The sequence below is a fragment of the Lutispora saccharofermentans genome (assembly GCF_024363565.1).
Lineage (GTDB): Bacteria > Bacillota > Clostridia > Lutisporales > Lutisporaceae > Lutispora > Lutispora saccharofermentans.
Window position 1 is genome coordinate 1 of the sequence record NZ_JAJEKE010000015.1, and the last position, 17461, is coordinate 17461.

General features: G+C 37.2%; 17 protein-coding genes and 1 tRNA gene. 3 read left to right on the forward strand and 15 right to left on the reverse strand.

Going from position 1 to position 17461, the window contains the following annotated elements; all coding sequences use genetic code 11:
- Positions 1 to 39: 39 nt before the first annotated feature.
- From rd to LJD61_RS14695, 8 genes are all read right to left on the reverse strand, one after another.
- On the reverse strand, positions 40 to 198 hold the full coding sequence (rd, locus tag LJD61_RS14660; protein ID WP_255228302.1) for a rubredoxin: 159 nt from the start codon (positions 196 to 198) through the stop codon (positions 40 to 42).
- Positions 199 to 274: 76 nt separating this feature from the next.
- Positions 275 to 1453 (reverse strand): aminotransferase-like domain-containing protein, encoded by a 1179-nt coding sequence (locus LJD61_RS14665; protein ID WP_255228303.1) that lies wholly within the window; start codon positions 1451 to 1453, stop codon positions 275 to 277.
- A gap of 121 nt (positions 1454 to 1574) precedes the next feature.
- On the reverse strand, positions 1575 to 2231 hold the full coding sequence (deoC, locus tag LJD61_RS14670; RefSeq protein ID WP_255228304.1) for a deoxyribose-phosphate aldolase: 657 nt from the start codon (positions 2229 to 2231) through the stop codon (positions 1575 to 1577).
- Complete coding sequence (pduL, locus tag LJD61_RS14675) at positions 2231 to 2803, reverse strand: phosphate propanoyltransferase (RefSeq protein ID WP_255228305.1); 573 nt, start codon at positions 2801 to 2803, stop codon at positions 2231 to 2233. Before pduL ends, deoC begins: the two co-directional genes overlap by 1 nt.
- A gap of 16 nt (positions 2804 to 2819) precedes the next feature.
- Positions 2820 to 4178, reverse strand: coding sequence for a thioether cross-link-forming SCIFF peptide maturase (gene scfB, locus LJD61_RS14680; RefSeq protein WP_255228306.1), 1359 nt, complete (start codon positions 4176 to 4178; stop codon positions 2820 to 2822).
- Positions 4179 to 4477: 299 nt separating this feature from the next.
- Positions 4478 to 5341, reverse strand: a complete 864-nt coding sequence (locus tag LJD61_RS14685) for an NAD(P)/FAD-dependent oxidoreductase (protein WP_255228307.1) — start codon at positions 5339 to 5341, stop codon at positions 4478 to 4480.
- 24 nt (positions 5342 to 5365) lie between these two features.
- Complete coding sequence (locus tag LJD61_RS14690; protein WP_255228308.1) at positions 5366 to 5917, reverse strand: GerMN domain-containing protein; 552 nt, start codon at positions 5915 to 5917, stop codon at positions 5366 to 5368.
- Between the two features lie 26 nt (positions 5918 to 5943).
- Positions 5944 to 6630 (reverse strand): TIGR01906 family membrane protein, encoded by a 687-nt coding sequence (locus LJD61_RS14695; protein ID WP_255228309.1) that lies wholly within the window; start codon positions 6628 to 6630, stop codon positions 5944 to 5946.
- 143 nt (positions 6631 to 6773) lie between these two features.
- Between LJD61_RS14695 and LJD61_RS14700 the strand changes: the two genes are divergently transcribed.
- Positions 6774 to 7745 carry a hypothetical protein gene (locus tag LJD61_RS14700; protein WP_255228310.1) on the forward strand — a complete coding sequence of 324 codons (972 nt, stop codon included), beginning with the start codon at positions 6774 to 6776 and terminating at the stop codon, positions 7743 to 7745.
- Here the strand turns inward: LJD61_RS14700 and LJD61_RS14705 are convergent.
- From LJD61_RS14705 to LJD61_RS14720, 4 genes are all read right to left on the reverse strand, one after another.
- Positions 7734 to 8489 (reverse strand): sulfite exporter TauE/SafE family protein, encoded by a 756-nt coding sequence (locus LJD61_RS14705; protein WP_333783136.1) that lies wholly within the window; start codon positions 8487 to 8489, stop codon positions 7734 to 7736. The two genes, LJD61_RS14700 and LJD61_RS14705, sit on opposite strands and share 12 nt — an antisense overlap.
- 4 nt (positions 8490 to 8493) lie before the next feature.
- Positions 8494 to 9234 carry a hypothetical protein gene (locus LJD61_RS14710; protein ID WP_255228311.1) on the reverse strand — a complete coding sequence of 247 codons (741 nt, stop codon included), beginning with the start codon at positions 9232 to 9234 and terminating at the stop codon, positions 8494 to 8496.
- Positions 9235 to 9321: 87 nt separating this feature from the next.
- Positions 9322 to 11979 (reverse strand): cation-translocating P-type ATPase, encoded by a 2658-nt coding sequence (locus LJD61_RS14715; protein WP_303740783.1) that lies wholly within the window; start codon positions 11977 to 11979, stop codon positions 9322 to 9324.
- A gap of 345 nt (positions 11980 to 12324) precedes the next feature.
- Positions 12325 to 13935: a peptide chain release factor 3 gene (locus tag LJD61_RS14720; protein WP_255228313.1), complete on the reverse strand. Its 1611-nt coding sequence runs from the start codon at positions 13933 to 13935 to the stop codon at positions 12325 to 12327.
- 168 nt (positions 13936 to 14103) lie between these two features.
- Here LJD61_RS14720 and LJD61_RS14725 point away from each other — a divergent pair, with 168 nt between their 5' ends.
- Together LJD61_RS14725 and LJD61_RS14730 are read left to right on the forward strand one after the other, a co-directional pair.
- Positions 14104 to 15192 carry a hypothetical protein gene (locus LJD61_RS14725; RefSeq protein ID WP_255228314.1) on the forward strand — a complete coding sequence of 363 codons (1089 nt, stop codon included), beginning with the start codon at positions 14104 to 14106 and terminating at the stop codon, positions 15190 to 15192.
- Positions 15193 to 15303: 111 nt separating this feature from the next.
- Positions 15304 to 15549 (forward strand): hypothetical protein, encoded by a 246-nt coding sequence (locus LJD61_RS14730; protein WP_255228315.1) that lies wholly within the window; start codon positions 15304 to 15306, stop codon positions 15547 to 15549.
- Positions 15550 to 15564: 15 nt separating this feature from the next.
- On the opposite strand, the gene LJD61_RS14735 is transcribed toward LJD61_RS14730, so the two are convergent.
- From LJD61_RS14735 to LJD61_RS14745, 3 genes are all read right to left on the reverse strand, one after another.
- Entirely contained in the window at positions 15565 to 16104 is a 540-nt protein-coding gene (locus LJD61_RS14735; protein ID WP_255228316.1) for a GNAT family N-acetyltransferase, read from the reverse strand.
- Positions 16101 to 17009: a DUF2156 domain-containing protein gene (locus LJD61_RS14740; RefSeq protein ID WP_255228317.1), complete on the reverse strand. Its 909-nt coding sequence runs from the start codon at positions 17007 to 17009 to the stop codon at positions 16101 to 16103. The genes LJD61_RS14735 and LJD61_RS14740 overlap by 4 nt, the downstream gene beginning before the upstream one ends.
- A gap of 189 nt (positions 17010 to 17198) precedes the next feature.
- Positions 17199 to 17274 (reverse strand) — tRNA-Ala (locus tag LJD61_RS14745).
- Positions 17275 to 17461: the final 187 nt, after the last annotated feature.

Sequence of the window (17461 nt, forward strand, 5' to 3'; positions counted from 1 at the left end):
GAATAATCATAAAAGGTGCCTTTAGGCACCTTTTATCAATTACATTATTTCAAAAGAATCCTTACCTACTCCGCATAGAGGACAAACCCAATCCTCAGGCACTTCTTCCCAAGGTGTTCCGGGAGCTATGCCGCTGTCCGGATCTCCTAACTCAGGATCATAGACATAACCGCACGCTGTGCATACCCATTTATCCATTTTGAATACCTCCTTAAATTTCAGATATTATTGTACATAGATTATAGCATCAAATGGATAATAATTCTAGATTAATTTATAAAGTTTTCAAAACTTTGCCCAGTCTCGTTATTCCCTCTACAATTTTGTCTTCAGGCATGCAGGAATAATTTAATCTAAAGTGGTTTTCATTTCCGCCATTTGGATAGAAAGAACCTCCGGGTACGAATGCAACCTTCTCTTCAAGCGCTTTTTTTAGCACCGCGGCTGCATCAACGCCTTCCGGCAACTCAACCCATGTAAAAAGGCCACCGCTGGGATAAGTAAATTTTACATTCTTGGGAAATTCCTTTTCCATGGTCTCTATCATCAATGTTCTTCTTCTGCCGTATACTTCTATTATTTTATTGATATGCTTATCAATATCAAACATTTGAACAAATGCAGCGGTCTCTCTCTGGGCCATGCTATTGCACTGCAAATCTGCCCCCTGTTTAACCAATACATATTTTCTTACAATCTCCGGTGAAGCAGCAACCCAACCAACTCTCAGACCGGGAGAGAATGTCTTTGAAAAAGTACCCAGATATATTACCATTCCTGCTGTATCAAAGTGCTTAACAGCCGGGATTCTCTCGCCTTCAAACCTTAGATCGCCATATGGATTATCCTCTACAATAGGTACATTATATTTTACCGATAACTCTACTAGTCTTTTTCTTCTCTCAAAACTCATGGTGATTCCGCTTGGATTCTGGAAATCTGGTATTGTATAGATGAATTTCGCGTTCGGATTAGCCTCCAATGCTTTCTCCAATTCATCCATTTTCATTCCTTCATTATCCATTTCTACTTCTACGAATCTAGGCAAATATGACTTGAAAGCATTTAAAGCTCCTAAGTAGCTTGGGCTTTCGCATATAACAGTATCCCCTTCATCCAAAAATACTTTGCCTGAAAACTCCAAGCCTTGCTGGGATCCGCTTGTTATTAGTATGTCGTCTGCTGGGATTTCAATACCTGAATACCTCATTCTCTCAGAGATGATCTTTCTGAGCGGCAAATAACCTTCTGTCGTACTATACTGCAATGCTGCCTTGCCATCGGTGTCAAGTACCTTAAGACAAACCTCCTTCATCTCCTCAATGGGAAACAACTCTGGTGCAGGTAAACCCCCTGCAAAAGAAATAATCTCAGGCTGTTCCGTCAGTTTTAAAAGCTCTCTGATGGCAGAACCCTTGATGTATTCCATTCGTTTTGCATATTTGATAGACATAGTTAATAAAACCCCCTAAAATATTATGCCCGTCATCCTATGTATACATCCTCCAATACCATTGTACATTATATTTGATTTTAAAGCTATCAAAAAATATTAAGGACAAATAGGATTCATCCTATTTGTCCAATTCTTTAATAATTTTAACCGAAGCACTGGCGCCTATCCTTGTAGCGCCAGCATCTATCATTTTCAAAGCGGTGTCAAGATCTCTAATGCCTCCGGAGGCTTTTACACCAAAATCCGCTCCTACTGTTTTTCTCATCAATGCCACATCAGCTTCTGTAGCACCAAATGTTGAAAAACCGGTAGAGGTTTTTACATAATCAGCACCGGCAAGCTTTGTTATTTTGCAGGCTTCAATCTTCTCTTCATCGCTTAGCAAATAAGTTTCTATGATCACCTTCAGCAGTGCTTTGCCTTCACAAGCTTTGGCTACACCGGCAATATCCTCTTGAACATAGCCAAGCCTTCCCTCTTTTAAAGCCCCAATATTTAGTACCATATCTATTTCTTTTGCGCCATTTTGTATTGCTTCTGCAGCTTCAAAGGCTTTTACCGCCGAGGTGTTGGCACCCAAGGGAAATCCTATTACTGTGCAAACCTTTACCGAAGAATCTCTCAGAATACTGTATGCTAGCTTAACAAAGCATGGATTGATACATACTGAAGCAAATCCATACTTCAAGGCTTCATTGCATATTTTTATTACATCTTTTTCTGATGCTTCGGGCTTTAGTATGGTATGGTCTATATACGAAGCTAAATTATTCATTACTTTATTATTTCCCCCATATCTCCATTAGAGATTCCGGCAGCATTTCCTTCCTCAATATCAATATGCATATCAAGAGCGTATTCAGGATGAACCCTTACTACTACATTTTCAAATACTACTGCTCTTTCTTTGCCAACTCTTACTTTTACTATATCTTTATCTTTCAACCCGAATTTTGGAGCATCGCTTGTATGCATATGAATATGTCTGGCTGCTACTATAACTCCCTCTTCCAGCTTTACCTGACCCTTAGGTCCCACTAAAGTGCATCCCGGAGTTCCGGCAATATTTCCAGAAGCTCTTACTATTCCTTCAACACCCATAGTCCTTGCATCAAACATGGATATTTCCACTTGTGTAGCAGGTCTTACAGGTCCGAGTATTCTCACGCCTTTTAAAGTTGATTTTGGTCCTACTATATCTACCTTTTCCTCACATGCATATTGGCCAGGTTGAGAAAGATCTTTCATATTGGTCAGTTCATGCCCTTCTCCAAAAAGAATGTCTAAATCTTTCCTGGTTACATGAAGATGACGGTTTGACATAGCCACCGGTATAAATTTTTCCATAAATACCCTCCTAAAATTAATTTTCTATAATTGAATAATATGCATTTAGCATTATTGAGCACTCTATTCTTTTGCGCTGTAATTTGCATTCCAGCTCATAAGGCACTTTCAAATCTCCGCAGAATGCATCTGCATTGGCTTGGCAGCCACCGCTGCAATAAAACTTGGCCCAGCATCCGCTGCATTTTTCCTTATGATATACTGAATTGTTTGAGAAGCTATCCTGAAGTTCTCCATTATTGATTCCTGAGTAAACATCACCCATTTTATACCCATCTCTGCCCACAAATTGGTGGCAGGGGTACAAATCGCCATCGGGAGTAACAGCAAAATATTCATGGCCTGCGCCGCATGAAGCCACTTTTTTGTATACACAGGGGCCTCCGTCCAGATCCACCATATAGTGATAGAATCTGAAGCTCTTGCCCTGCTTCTCATATTCTATCATCTTCAGCACAAGCTTTTCATATTCCTTCATTATTGTATCCAGATGCTCTTCTTTCAGAGCATAGTCCATATCGGGAGAAGCAATAACCGGCTCTATAGAAATTTCTTTAAAACCTTCGTCGGCCAGGGCGAGCACATCATTTACAAAATCAAGGTTGTAAGAAGTAAATGTACCTCTAATGTAATGGCTTTTATCTCCCCTTTTTTCTAAAAACTTTTTTATCTTTGGCAAAATTATATCATAAGTTCCCTTGCCATTTATAGTTTTTCTCATGCCATCATTTATAGTTTTTCTGCCGTCTATGCTGAGAACCACATTATCCATATTCTCATTCAAATACTCTATTGATGCATCATCCAATAATGTTGCGTTTGTTGTCATAGTAAATCCTATACGCTTGCCAAATTCTTTTTCCTTTTCTCTTGCATATCCTATAGTGGCCTTTACCACTTCAAAATTAAGCATTGGCTCTCCGCCAAAGAAGTCAACTTCAAGTCTTTTCCGATTTCCTGAGTTAAGGATCAAAAAATCTATAGCTTTCTTTGCCACCTCCAGTGGCATCAGCTTTCTTCCACCATGGTAGTCTCCCGTTGACGCAAAGCAATAGCCGCATCTTATATTGCAATCATGAGCAATGTTAAGACATATCGCTTTAACTTGGGAATCATTCTTTCTTGATAAGACCATATCTCTATATGTATCATCAGAGAAAAGCAAGCCCTCACCCTTAAGCTTCATGACCTCTGCTAACGCCTCTTTAATCTCTTTGTCATCATATTTATCCTCAAGTCTTTTTACAAGATCGGCCTCAAAGGGATCTGTTAACATGTCCAAAATATCATAGATTATATCTTCCACTACATGAACAGAGCCGCTGTTTACGTCCAAAACAATATTTAGTCCATTCATCCTATATTTGTGTATCATAAATATTAGTCCTCTCCATCAAAATTACCCTTAATAATTCTATATCATATTGAATCTGCTGTCAAACCTGAAGGCATACAAAAACCGCCCCAGAGGGCGGAAATATTATTGGGGTATGGCTTCATTCAATTCTTTTGTGAGCTCATCTGAGTCTATCCCGTATCGTTGAGCAGCCTGCTCAACAGACATATACAATGCCCCGCCTCAACCGAAGCATTTAATCCCAAAGTTCTTAAAAATATATTCCAAATCCGGATATTTAAACAAGATATCATCGATTATCATTTTTTTGTCTATCATTATTTCACCTCCACACTTGAATCAAGGTATTTAACAGCGCTTAAAGCTGCAGTACTTCCTTCTCCAACTGCTTTAGAAATCTGAAAGGGTTTGCCGGCACAATCACCGCAGGCATAAACTCCGGGAATACTTGTAGCCATCAGCCTATCAACCTTTATTGAACCATCCTCAAGTTCAAGACCTTCCAATAGTTGGTTTACAGGCAAAACATTCCTGATAAAAAATACTGCATCCACATCTATATTTCCCTTAGAAGTAGAAAGTGATGTAACTCTATTTTCATTTCCAATAACTGATATTGGTTTAGCTTTTATGACTTCAATGCCATTAATTTCTTCAAAGCTTGTTTTATAAAGAGGCAAATAGTATACTTTAGAGCATATTTCACTTAAGAACCTGGCTTCTTCCTCTCCTTCTTCGTTTTCAGACACTATAGCAACAGCCTTATTTTTATACAAAGGACCATCACAGGTAGCGCAGTATCCAACACCCATCCCAAGATATCGCTCTTCGCCTTCAATCAAACTGTTCTTCGCCTTTCCTGTAGCTATGATCAGCGTCTTTGCATCATAAAAATTGCTTCCTGCATTTATTGCAAAGTAATCCCCCATATTAAGGATGTTGTAGGCCATTTCGTTCTTCTTTTCAATTTCCATATCGCGCAGGTGCTTTTCAAAGCTCAATAAAAGCTCTGCCCCGCTTATGCTGTTTATTCCTAAATAATTATCTATGCTTGGAGCCTTGCTCAAGCCGGTAACCTTTTCATTGCCTGCCAACATTATAAAGCTTTTATTTCGAATTTTGAGATTCAAAGCTGCAGACATAGCAGCAGGGCCTCCGCCAATAATCGCTGAATCAAACATTAACAATACCTCCATCCATTAAAATTATCTATATATTTTATCCTCCATCCGTTCTAATGGCTCATCCACTATTACATGCTCAATGTTGAGCGCCATACCTTCAACGCTAAGCAGCACCTTTTTGATACCCTTCAGCTCAGTCATTGTATTCACCAGAGAGCTGATCGTCATATCTTCTCCTGCTGCTCCTCCCCAATGCTTCGTATACATTTCTCTTGAAAAGTCAATAAGAATAGTGTCTTCCTGTATCTCAACATTCAAAACTTTAACTTCACCGGGTATTGTTTTATATAGATTCTCTTCATTGGGACCCTTTATCAATTCTTCCAGCACCAATTTCGCAAAATCTTCTTCAGTTATATCCTTATCTGCTTTAACAGTGCGATATTCAGGTACAACAAATTGAGCCTGGGAATTGGCGAAATATAACACAATTTCTTTTTCTACAGTATCGGGTTCAACTGTTTCAACGTTATTGTCGACCGTATTATCTATTTGGGGAGTGCCCTTTTTAGGCCCACTGCAGCCCGCAATACCCAAAATAATTATAAGTAAAATAATTAAAAATCTTTTCATAATGATTAAGCCTCCATCATCTTGCATTAGTATGTTTTTTTTGTGTATTTAAGCATAATAGAAAGTATAAATAAAATAAACTGAGCAGTCAAATAGTATGTTATTATTCTAAAGGCAATATCAGAAAAAAAGCTTTCAGGGAAAATATTAACAAGTCTGTCGGCATTAGGGTCCAGAAGCCATAGATCATTGGTGAACAATATTTCATGAAAAATAGTAAAGTACTTATAAAAATCAATATTGATCAAAATAACCAATAAAACTATAGGTAATACACCGGCTATTGATGACAGCAGCAAAGCTTTCCCTACATCAAATCTTATATTTCTATTATATCTAAGTACAATTATTATAAACAGCAACAAAATCAAAATACCATTTCTGATGTTGCGCCCAGTAATAAATAGATTTTTTACATCAACCATGTGCAGTTTGTCTCTATCACTGAAAAATTCCTGTTCTATACCATTTACCGTTGTCTGAAAATCCAGATCTTTTCTGTTGTCTCTAAGATAATCCAGCAGCTTTGAGGTTGAATCCATTAAATCTTTTTGCTCAATAGCCAAGTTTCTTGAAATATTATATTTTTCATATTCAGTCCTATAATAATTGATATCGAATGCTGCAATTTCTGTTGAAATAAGCAAAATAAAAAGCGGCAAAACTAAAGCTAATATAATATATGAAATATTTCTCAAAGCCTTGTTTAACATAAAAGATGCTCCTTGCTGAATTTCTCAAAATTTTCATTGCCTTATAAACCAAATTATATCATAAATCCATACATTTTTATCTTGTTTATTTTTTATCAAATATTAATCAACCCACAGGAAATAATAAAAGTGAGGTGATTTTTTTGAATAAAAGATGTGTTTTATATAAAGTCATTGCCATTCTGTTTATAATTGCATCGCTTGGCGGTCTTTCATCCTGTACCCCACAATTAAAGCCCTCCCCTGAAGCTTCAAATGAGGATGAGGAGAAAGAGCCTCCCAAAGAGCTGGAAGAATTAAAAAAAAGCATTGGAAATATAGAAAAAACTCTGATGTCTATGCATGAAGAAAAAAAGAGAGCACAGCAAGGAATAATATCATCACAATCTGGCGGCGGACAGGGCCAGCAAGACCAGCAGCAAGGACAGGGAGGACAACAGGGGCAGCAAAGCCAGCAGCAAGGTCAGCAGCAGGGAAGCATGGGCCAGGGGCAGATTCAGATACAAATGAAGCCTGAGGAGCTTGCGGAATATCAAAAACAACAGGAAAAAGCTAAATTGCAGGAAGAGCTTGCAAAAAAAGGAAAAGAAACCTTAGAGAAATTTGAGGGCTTGAAAAAAGACGTGCTGGAGCTTCATGAAAAATGGAATTCCTTTGAGCCAAAGGCTGTTGTTGCTTTAGCCTCTCAAAAATCCATGGAGGATTTTGAAAATGCATTGAATAATTTAACCGATACCATACAGTTAAAAGATGAATATGTAAATTTGCTTTCAGTAAATTCATTGTATAAAACCCTTCCTGATTTCTATGAGCTCTATAAAACAAAGGAGCCGCCAGATTTAGACAGATTAAGGTATGGAATTAAAAAAGTAAAGCTGGTGGCTGAAAAAGATGATTACAATTCGATGAAGCTCACACTTGAATATTTGATAAATGTTTGGTCTGCAGCAAAGCCAAAACTAAAAAAGAGCTCATCCGATTTGATGAACAAATTTGAATTTGCTTTAAATGATCTAAAGAAATCAATAGAGGGCAAAAACAAAACTATAATCGATGCAAAGTCTGAAGTACTTTTAAAAATTATTGATGAAATGGTTCAAAGCTTAAAAAAGTGAACCAAACATTTTAATAGTAAGGGCTAAGGCTATGGTAATAAAAATAGGTTTTATTACTTTAGCCCCGTTCTTTATTGCAATTTTCGTTCCCGCTAAGGCACCCAAAATCATAGATGCTGCAAGGGGAATGGCTGTATAATAGTCTATAGAATCATTTATCGCAAATACTGCCAGGGATGCTATATTGCTTATGAAGTTTAAAGTCTTCCCATTTCCTGCACTTACAGAAAAATCAAACTTATAAACGCTTATGAAAGCAAAGATCAAGAAAGAGCCTGTCCCGGGCCCGAATAAGCCATCATAAAATCCCAGAGAAAGGGCAAGAATGATCCCGATAAATATATTCTTTTTGGTGAGACCTCCGAAATCATTATGGCTGCCGAAATCTTTCTTTATAAATGTATGTAATGCTATAACAAATGTAAGTATCAGTATGACCAATTGCAGCTTCTGCTCATCTATGCTCAGAACTGTTTTGACTCCCAGTATAGCCCCTATAAGAGTAAAAGGCATTAAACATTTTATCAATGGGAAGTAAATCTTTTTTGATTTAAAAAATGTCAAGGTACTGGCAAAGGCACCAAATGATGCTCCAAGTTTATTTGTTCCTAAAGCAATATGCGGCGGCATACCGGCTGCCATAAGGGCTGGTATGCTTATTATCCCGCCGCCCCCCGCTATTGAATCAACAAAGGCAGCGATAAATCCGGCAGTGCATATAAACAGTAAAAATCCCATATTCATTATTTTATAACTCCAATCTCTTCTGCAGCATTTCTTCTACTTTTTTTTCAGTGGTTTCAAAAAACTCAGCATAATCCTTGCTTATTATAAATGCAGCTTTATCAATTATTTTGGAAGCTTTATCTATATCTATGCTGATACCATGCTTATTTTTCATATGTTGATCATAGTTAATTGATAGAATAAAGCTATCTACATTCTTCTTATAAACGAAACTCTCAAATCTAATAAAGCTGTTCCCCAAACTTTTTGGTTCAAGTCCATAGAATTTTTCCAGAGTTGCTTCTATTTCTTTAATCAGTTCGGTATCTTTCAAGGCATCTTCTAATAACATTGGAAGATTATTATTTTCGCTTAATATATTTAACTCGACAGCCATTTCGATAAAATTGTGAGCTTTCCATAAGCCATGTTCTTTAGGTATATTGCAGGCATCTATAACCTCTTCTGCAATCTCGATAGCCTTTTGGAAGCAAAAACCTTTTGAGCCTTTATATTCTTCATCCCCGTAAAAGTCCAAACCCCTGGGATATACGGTGTGAGTTATGCCAGATTTAATAAAATCCAACAGCTCCGGCTTTTCTCTATAAAAATAATCAAGAATATGCCATCCAATTTTATGAGTAGCTTCGTAGTTCAGCGTGGCTGAAACCAGTGCATCCGGAAATATTGCCCCCAGCACTGTCATATTATTTGAATAACCTAATACCTTTTGGCTAAACCAGATATGGGTAAATGGAAACATAAAAAACACATCCCAAAATATTATACAACTATTCCATTATATATTATTTTGGGATGAAAAAGAATGATTATATCTGAATATTATTTTCTATTCCATTTTGTCCCCTCTCATAAACATCTTAATAATCTCATTGACTATCAGTGGGACCAAAGCAAATAATATAACCAATCCCCAGTCTCTCAGACTTAAATTATGGACACTAAATGCGTTTGCAAGAAACGGTATGGAAATAACTCCAAACTGGAGAATAAACCCGACAATTATTGCCCCTATTAAGTACATATTAGAGAATAACCCAATCCTTAATATTGATTTGGTTGAATTTCTCATTGACAATGAATAAAACAGCTGGGTGCCTGCAAGTACGACAAAGGACATTGTTCTGGCATAAGTTAATACTTCCTCAGGTATATTCTTTGAACCAAGACTGTATCCATATTCGGTCAGGCCAAAATAGAATGCTGCCAATGTCAAAATGCCTATTAATACGCCGCCGATAACAGCTCTCACCCCTGCACCATAGGCGAAAAAGCTCTCCTTAGGGTTTCTCGGCTTCTTTTTCATAACATCCTTATCACCTGGGTCGATACCCAGTGCTATAGCCGGCAGTGAATCAGTTATCAGGTTTATCCATAATATTTGTGTAGGCAGCAAAGGTACAGGCCAAAAAAACAGGATAGATGCAAATACTGTAATAACTTCTCCCAGATTGCAGGATAGCAGGAAGATAACGGACTTCTTTATATTGTTATATATGTTCCTGCCTTCTTCAATAGCATGAACTATTGTAGTGAAGTTATCATCTGTTAATATCATATCGCTAGCACCTTTAGAAACATCTGTCCCCGTAATGCCCATTGCAACACCTATGTCAGCATATTTCAATGAAGGAGCATCATTGACACCATCACCGGTCATAGATACTATATTCCCTTGTGATTTATATGCCTTTACTATCTTTACCTTGTGTTCCGGCGATACTCGTGCAAATACTCTATAGTCATTTATCTTTTTTGAAAACTCCTCATCAGATAATTCATCTATTTCAGCACCTGTTAAGCTCTGATCAATAGAATCTGCAATCCCTAGCTCTTTAGCAATTGCAACTGCCGTATTTCTATGGTCACCGGTGATCATTACGGGAGTTATTCCCGCTTGTTTAGCATCTTTTATAGAATCCTTGACCTCCATCCTTGGAGGATCTATCATGCCAACAAAGCCAATAACAGTCAAATCTTTTTCCATTTCTTCCGGAGCTATAATTCTATCTGTATCCTTAAAGGCGGCGCCAAGCACTCGCAGCGCGTCATCCGACATTTCTTCAGCCGCTTTTAGGTAGCTGGATTTCATTTCTTCAGTTAACGGTACTACTTTACCGTCTACCAGAGCATTAGCTGAAATCTTCAAAATATTGTCCAATGCTCCTTTAGTATGAACTCTGTATCCATCTTCTTCTGCATTTAAGGTAGACATCAGCTTTCTATCAGAGTCAAACGGGTTTTCGCCAAGCCTTTTATGCCTTGAGTTCAAATCTTTTTTTGAAAGATCATATTTATCGCCTAATACGACTAAAGCTATTTCTGTAGGGTCTCCTGTGCCTTGACCGTTTTCATATGTAGCATCCGAGCATAAAACAAAGGACTTGATCAATTCGGCTTCATCTTTAGAGGCTTCAAAGCCGGTTCCTGCAGCAGGTACATGCTTTAGATTGTTAAGCGTATAATATTTTACTACAGTCATCTTGTTTTGTGTGAGGGTCCCTGTTTTATCAGAGCATATAATATTGACTGAACCTAATGTTTCGACTGCCGGGAGCTTCTTTACAATTGCGTTTATCTTTGACATTCTAGTAACTCCTAATGCCAGCACTATAGCAACTATAGCAGCGAGACCTTCAGGGATTGCCGCAACAGCTAAACTGATCGCAGTCAAGAACATTTCAAACAGATCTCTCTTCTGAAACAGAGCGATTGCGAATATTAATGCACATATTCCGATAGCTATAAAGCCTAAAATCCTGCCAAGCTCATCTAATCGTCTTTGCAAAGGGGTCATTTCATCGTTGTCTTCATCCAGTATCTTTGCTATTTTTCCTATTTCTGTTTCCATGGCTGTTCCTACGACTACGCCTTCACCTCTGCCATATGTGGCAAGAGTGGACATAAAAGCCATATTTGACTTGTCTCCTATGGGAGTTTTCGGGTCTGTATGAACATCATTTGCATCCTTGCTTGTCGGAACAGATTCACCTGTCAGAGCAGATTCCTCGATCTGAAGGTTTACGCTTTGTATCAGCCTTAGATCCGCAGGTATATATCTACCTGCATCAATGATCACAATATCCCCGGGCACTATTTGCTCTGAGCTGATTTCTTCAATCTCTCCATCACGCCTCACAAGAGATTTTGGCGCAGTCATTTTTTGCAGTGCTTCTATCGCCTTTTCAGCTTTATATTCCTGCACGACTCCTATTACTGCATTTAAAATAATAACCAATAGGATTATTACAGCATCTACATACTCTCCAATCGCTATCGTTATAACTACTGCACCCAAAAGAACATATATCAGCATATCCTTAAGCTGTGAAAAAAATAGAGAAATTAAGCTCTTTTTAGGCTTCCCCTTAAGCTTATTTTCGCCATACTTCTCAAGCCTTGCTTTTGCCTCTTCACCAGAAAGTCCGGCAACTGGATCTACATTGAGTTCTTTCAAAGCTTCTTGTTGAGATTTTGAAAACCACATAATCATACACCTCTCTAGTTAATTTTGTTTGCCTTTTATAATCTAATTGAAATTATAAAACCCGCTGTCGTACCCTATTATTTTTTCTATAATTAGTGTTCTTATGTCTTAATATTTGATCCTCCTGTATTTTCAATAAAAAAAGACTTTTAATATGCATATGCATATTAAAAGTCTTGCACATCCGAAAGGACCTTCACAGCCAGAAAAAGCAATATCGCTTTTCCGAGATTGTTGGCAGTAAAGCAAGGTGGTGCTACTCCCTTTAAATATATACGTTTTGATTAATATCATTTTATATAATGGCTGAAGCAATGTCAATAGGTATCAAATCAAATACATCCGTCACCAGGTTTTAAGACTAAATATATCTGATAAAACTAAATCTTTGTTCCTCTCCTCTACCGTTCTTATAGACCATTCATTTTGGAATACCAAAACCAGATTATCGTGACTATCCCATAGTATTTTAGTATCCAATGTCAATCTTGCTTTTTCCGGATTAAAGCCTTCTGTCTCTATCCATCTTATATATTTGAACGGCAAATGCTCAATAGTTATCTCTGCTCCGTACTCGTTTTTCAACCTATATTCCAGCACTTCAAGCTGAAGAATCCCCACTACTCCAATGATTAATTTCTGAGCCATAGAGTCCTTCTCATGAAAAACCTGTATTGCACCTTCCTCAGATAATTGGTCTATGCCTTTAATAAATTGCTTCCTTTTCAAAGAATTTTTGATATATACCCTTGCAAAGTGCTCCGGAGCAAAAACCGGTATGCCTTCAAACCTGAATTGAGGACTCTTTTCGCACAGGGTATCTCCTATTCTGAATATGCCCGGATCAAATACGCCGATGATATCTCCTGCATACGCTTCTTCAACGATTTCTCTATCCTGTGCAAGAAATTGCTGAGGCTGAGCAAGCTTTACCTGCTTTCCGGCCTGTACATGATTTACATTCATACCTTTTGTAAACTTGCCTGAACAAATTCTCAAAAATGCTATCCTGTCTCTATGGGTCGGATTCATATTGGCTTGTATTTTAAAAATAAAGCCGGAAAAGAAATCGCTTTCCGCATTGATCTCCCCGACATCAGACGCCCTTGGCATCGGAGGAGTGCTCATCTTCAAAAACTCCTGCAAAAAATTCTCCACACCAAAATTAGTCATAGCGCTTCCGAAGAATATGGGAGTCATCTCACCCTTCAGCACTTTATTCATTTCAAAAGCATCTCCGGCCATATCTAAAAGGCTGATATCTTCAATAAGCTTATTATGAGCATCATCGCCCAGCAAATCCCTGAAAACTTGATCTTCAACAGACCTCTTTACCGAAGACACCAGGCTTTGGCCATGATCACCACCGGAGAAAAGCTCCATATGCATCATTTTTCTATCATATATCCCGAGAAAGCTGCCGCCTAACCTGACAGGCCAATTCATAGGGTATGATTGAATACCTAGTACTGTTTCAATTTCTTCCATGAGTTCAAAAGGGTCGAGACCTTCTCTGTCAAGCTTGTTTATGAAGGTAAATATGGGTATACCTCTCTTTCTGCATACCTGAAAGAGCTTCTTTGTTTGTTCCTCAACGCCCTTTGCATGGTCAATGATCATGACTGCACTATCGGCAGCCATAAGGGTTCTATAAGTATCTTCACTGAAATCCTGATGCCCGGGTGTATCAAGTATATTGATGCAATAACCATCATATTCAAATTGCATTGCACTTGATGTCACTGATATTCCTCTTTGCTTTTCGATCTCCATCCAATCTGATACAGCATATCTTTCAGTTTTTCTTGATTTTACCGAACCTGCCAACCTTATGGCGCCTCCGTATAAAAGAAGCTTTTCTGTAAGCGTCGTCTTGCCCGCATCAGGATGAGATATTATAGCAAAGGTTCTTCGCCTTCGTATTTCTTTCATTGTTTTTTCATCCACATGTCCCATTTATCTTAACCTCTCTCCAAAATCATCTCTTATATCATTTCCATTTAGAACAAATTAATTTTACATGACACAAAAAACTCTGTCAATTGAAATATATTTAAAAGCTTCAGAGTCACATATAATAATAGCAAGAATATATTAAAGTATAAGCTTTCATGGAGGTGTGTTATGCAAAAACAAGGTCATGTCAGAGAATTCTTCTTAGGTGCCAACACCTACAAAGGCTTTCATTCTTATTATGAATATGTTGTACCGGGAATTCCGAAAAAATTATTTATCTTAAAAGGCGGACCGGGGACAGGCAAATCAACTTTTTTAAAAAAAATTGCAAATGAATTTGCAAGTATGGGTCTTGATGTGGAACTTCACCATTGCTCTTCAGATAACGATTCTCTGGATGGAATTCGTATAGTCCCATTTAACATTGCTGTAATGGATGGCACAGCCCCACATACTACCGATCCTAAATACCCGGCTGTAGTAGATGAAATAATTAACCTGGGAGAATACTGGGATAATGAAGGCATTGAAAAGAATAGGAAGGCAATACTGAACTGCAATAAGGAATTAAAGAAACTATATGTTTCGTCATACAGATTCCTTAATGCGGCAAAAGAGGTCCAGGATGACTTGGAGGCTCTGACAGGTGATGAGTTCGATTGGGCAAGCTTTAATAATGCCCTGATCGATTACAAGCAATCTATACTTGAGCCTCTCGCATCTGTGCACAAGCATTCAGAAATAAGGCATTTGTTTCATTCATCAATCAATTCATCAGGAAGAGTTGACTTTATCGAAAACGCAGTACCAAAAGAATATACCTGCCACTATATAAAAGGGCGATATCTTGCTGCTGCCACAAATCTGTTCAACTCATTGTCTTCAGACCTTATATTGAAGGGTTATGATGTGGAGGTCTTTCATCAGCCACTAAATCCGGAAAGGATAGAAACAATGATAGTTAACGAGTTGGGCCTGGTGATCACAAATGATGGAAAGCTTAGAAATAATGCAAATAAAATTATAGATCTGAATGATAATAAAAATAGAAATCTTTCTAAAAACGATAAAGAATACCTGGAAAAGAACGAAAAGCTTATGAATGGCCTTATCGATGAAGCTATAGTAAGAATTCAAGATGCTAAGCTTCTTCACGACGAGCTGGAGAGATATTATATCGAAAGCATGGATTTTAAGAGAATGTCTGAACTGAGAAATAGCACCATCGAAAAAATTAGAAATATGTGCGGATTATAAATACCGGCTTCGAGAGCACTAAAAAAGTGCTCTCCTTTTTTAGTAGCACTTTTCTCAACATTTGTGATAGAATCTTTATGTATACATTTATCAAACAGATAGGGTGAAATGATGAAAGCAAAATGGTCAGACGAAAAAATACATATAGCGGCAAATAGAGCAAAGCTTCAAAAGGTCAAACGTGAAGCAGCGTTTATAGATAGCAAAAATGTGTGCCCTTTATGCTTTGGCAGCGATTTGCGGGTTATCAGTGCAAGCAAGACTCCTGATTGTATAGATAGTGAAATAAAATTTATAGCTATTTGTAAAGAGTGCAAAATAAGAGTCTATTATTTTAAAAGAATTGAAGATATTTAGAAGAGTATACCGGATTTATCCGGTATACTCTTCTTTTAAAATTCCATATAAATATAAATCATATCTTTTTCCGTCTCTATAGATAAAATCCCTGTAAGTCCCTTCCTTTTTAAAACCAACGCTTTCATACAAACTTATAGCGGCACTATTATAGCTGATCACATTCAATTGGATTCTATGAAAATTTAACTCATTGAATCCGAAATCCAGCAACAATCTCATAGTCTCTTTGCCCAAGCCCTTTCCTTTGCTCTCCTTGCTGCCTATTCCAATAAAAGTAGTTGCAACTCCATTCGACCATAGTATATCGTCAAAACCTGCGATACCTATGATCGTATTGGAATGGAGCAGCCTAACTGCAAATATCTGCTTATCCTCAGAGCTCTCATAGTATTCCAAAAGCTTTAGCATATCTTTTTGGGATTTAGGAATGGCAGGAACCATATCATAATATCTTAAAAATTCAACATCATTAAACCAGGATGAGATATATTCCATATCTGACATATTCAGAGAACCAAGTTTTATATTATCACCTATAAGCATATTCCTCATTGCAATTCTCTCCGTATATCAACAATAAATTTTTTTTCAAGCTTTATGGGGTCATAAGCCAGTTTAGCTCGTCTAAGCCCAGGGATTCCTATATCTTCTTCTCTATTAATGTATACTATGTCCTTTAGATAAAGCTCAGCAAAGGTTCTGTTTATAAAAGCATAAATCCCGTTATAGCTTATATCTCCTTTTTCAATATGTATGATAGCCATATTTTTATTTACAATCTCACCGATGGTGAAGCCTGTTATAACATTATTGACATATACAGCCATTCCGAGCCCGTTTAAATCTTTTAAATTATAAAGGATATCCTTTATTCCTTCAACCTCGCACTCCAGCTGATGATTACCGGACTGGCCATTGAACCATTCTTGAGAAAAATCTATACAATCCTTTATAACCTTATCTTCATGGATATCCTTTACATTGTAAGCGTAACTGCTCACAAAATGGTTGTATTGACTTTTTCTTTTCCTCAGCTTATCACCATTCAACTTTATCAACTTGTCTGCTTCATAGATATAATCAAAATTTTTAACGTCTTCATAGTATTGCACAGCGTCTCCATACTTTTCCTTAAGCTTTTTTAAAAAAGGTTCTTCGATATCTGAAAATAAAAATTTCATACCGCCTTTTTTCTCTTTATACTCCAACAATTTAGAAATGATAGCTTCCAAATTTTCTTCAGAGTATCCGATTGGCTGCATGAAAACAGTCCCCTTGCTTTCCTCGGTCTTTTTAATTATAAGCGAATCCTCCAGGATAGTATATTCTACATTGCAATATTTTCTCCAAAGGTACAGATTCAGAAATGAGTATTCATAGGTATTGAAATCATAATCTCCCAAATATTTCATAAATACCTCTTTGTCGTCTAACTCCAGCGTTTTAAATTGAAGCAAAATTATCACCCTTAACTCCATATATTAGTTGTAAGCAACTTTTAATATTATTATATCATCATCTGCTTAATCCAACAATATAATGAGCCTTCCACCATCCTATCAGTGAAAGGCTCTTGCATCCGTCTTGTATATAAAACAAGAGCTGCTACAAAACCAAAATTTTGAAACAGCCCCTTTATCGTCTTTTGGTGGAGATAAGCGGGATCGAACCGCTGACCTCTTGAATGCCATTCAAGCGCTCTCCCAGCTGAGCTATACCCCCAATTTTTGTTAGGCAAACTGCCGTAACACTATATATAATAAATTATTTAATAAAATTTTGCAACTGTTTTATGCAAAATTCCACTTTTTTATAAACAATTGTAGCACAATGGGATCAAATATAAATGAAATTCTTTTGAATAAATGTTACAATTTCTATATAAGCATTGACTATCATATATATAAAC

Bases quoted from the DNA above. Each gene is read 5' to 3' on its own strand.
- LJD61_RS14715 (WP_303740783.1), bottom strand. From the start codon at position 11,979: ATGTGGTTTTCAAAATCTCAACAAGAAGCTTTGAAAGAACTCAATGTA.
- scfB (WP_255228306.1), bottom strand. From the start codon at position 4,178: ATGATACACAAATATAGGATGAATGGACTAAATATTGTTTTGGACGTA.
- LJD61_RS14725 (WP_255228314.1), top strand. From the start codon at position 14,104: ATGCAAAAACAAGGTCATGTCAGAGAATTCTTCTTAGGTGCCAACACC.
- LJD61_RS14665 (WP_255228303.1), bottom strand. From the start codon at position 1,453: ATGTCTATCAAATATGCAAAACGAATGGAATACATCAAGGGTTCTGCC.
- LJD61_RS14705 (WP_333783136.1), bottom strand. From the start codon at position 8,489: ATGAATATGGGATTTTTACTGTTTATATGCACTGCCGGATTTATCGCT.
- LJD61_RS14730 (WP_255228315.1), top strand. From the start codon at position 15,304: ATGAAAGCAAAATGGTCAGACGAAAAAATACATATAGCGGCAAATAGA.
- LJD61_RS14695 (WP_255228309.1), bottom strand. From the start codon at position 6,630: ATGTTAAACAAGGCTTTGAGAAATATTTCATATATTATATTAGCTTTA.
- LJD61_RS14735 (WP_255228316.1), bottom strand. From the start codon at position 16,104: ATGAGGAATATGCTTATAGGTGATAATATAAAACTTGGTTCTCTGAAT.
- LJD61_RS14685 (WP_255228307.1), bottom strand. From the start codon at position 5,341: ATGTTTGATTCAGCGATTATTGGCGGAGGCCCTGCTGCTATGTCTGCA.
- pduL (WP_255228305.1), bottom strand. From the start codon at position 2,803: ATGGAAAAATTTATACCGGTGGCTATGTCAAACCGTCATCTTCATGTA.
- LJD61_RS14690 (WP_255228308.1), bottom strand. From the start codon at position 5,917: ATGAAAAGATTTTTAATTATTTTACTTATAATTATTTTGGGTATTGCG.
- LJD61_RS14720 (WP_255228313.1), bottom strand. From the start codon at position 13,935: ATGGGACATGTGGATGAAAAAACAATGAAAGAAATACGAAGGCGAAGA.
- deoC (WP_255228304.1), bottom strand. From the start codon at position 2,231: ATGAATAATTTAGCTTCGTATATAGACCATACCATACTAAAGCCCGAA.
- rd (WP_255228302.1), bottom strand. From the start codon at position 198: ATGGATAAATGGGTATGCACAGCGTGCGGTTATGTCTATGATCCTGAG.
- LJD61_RS14710 (WP_255228311.1), bottom strand. From the start codon at position 9,234: ATGTTTCCATTTACCCATATCTGGTTTAGCCAAAAGGTATTAGGTTAT.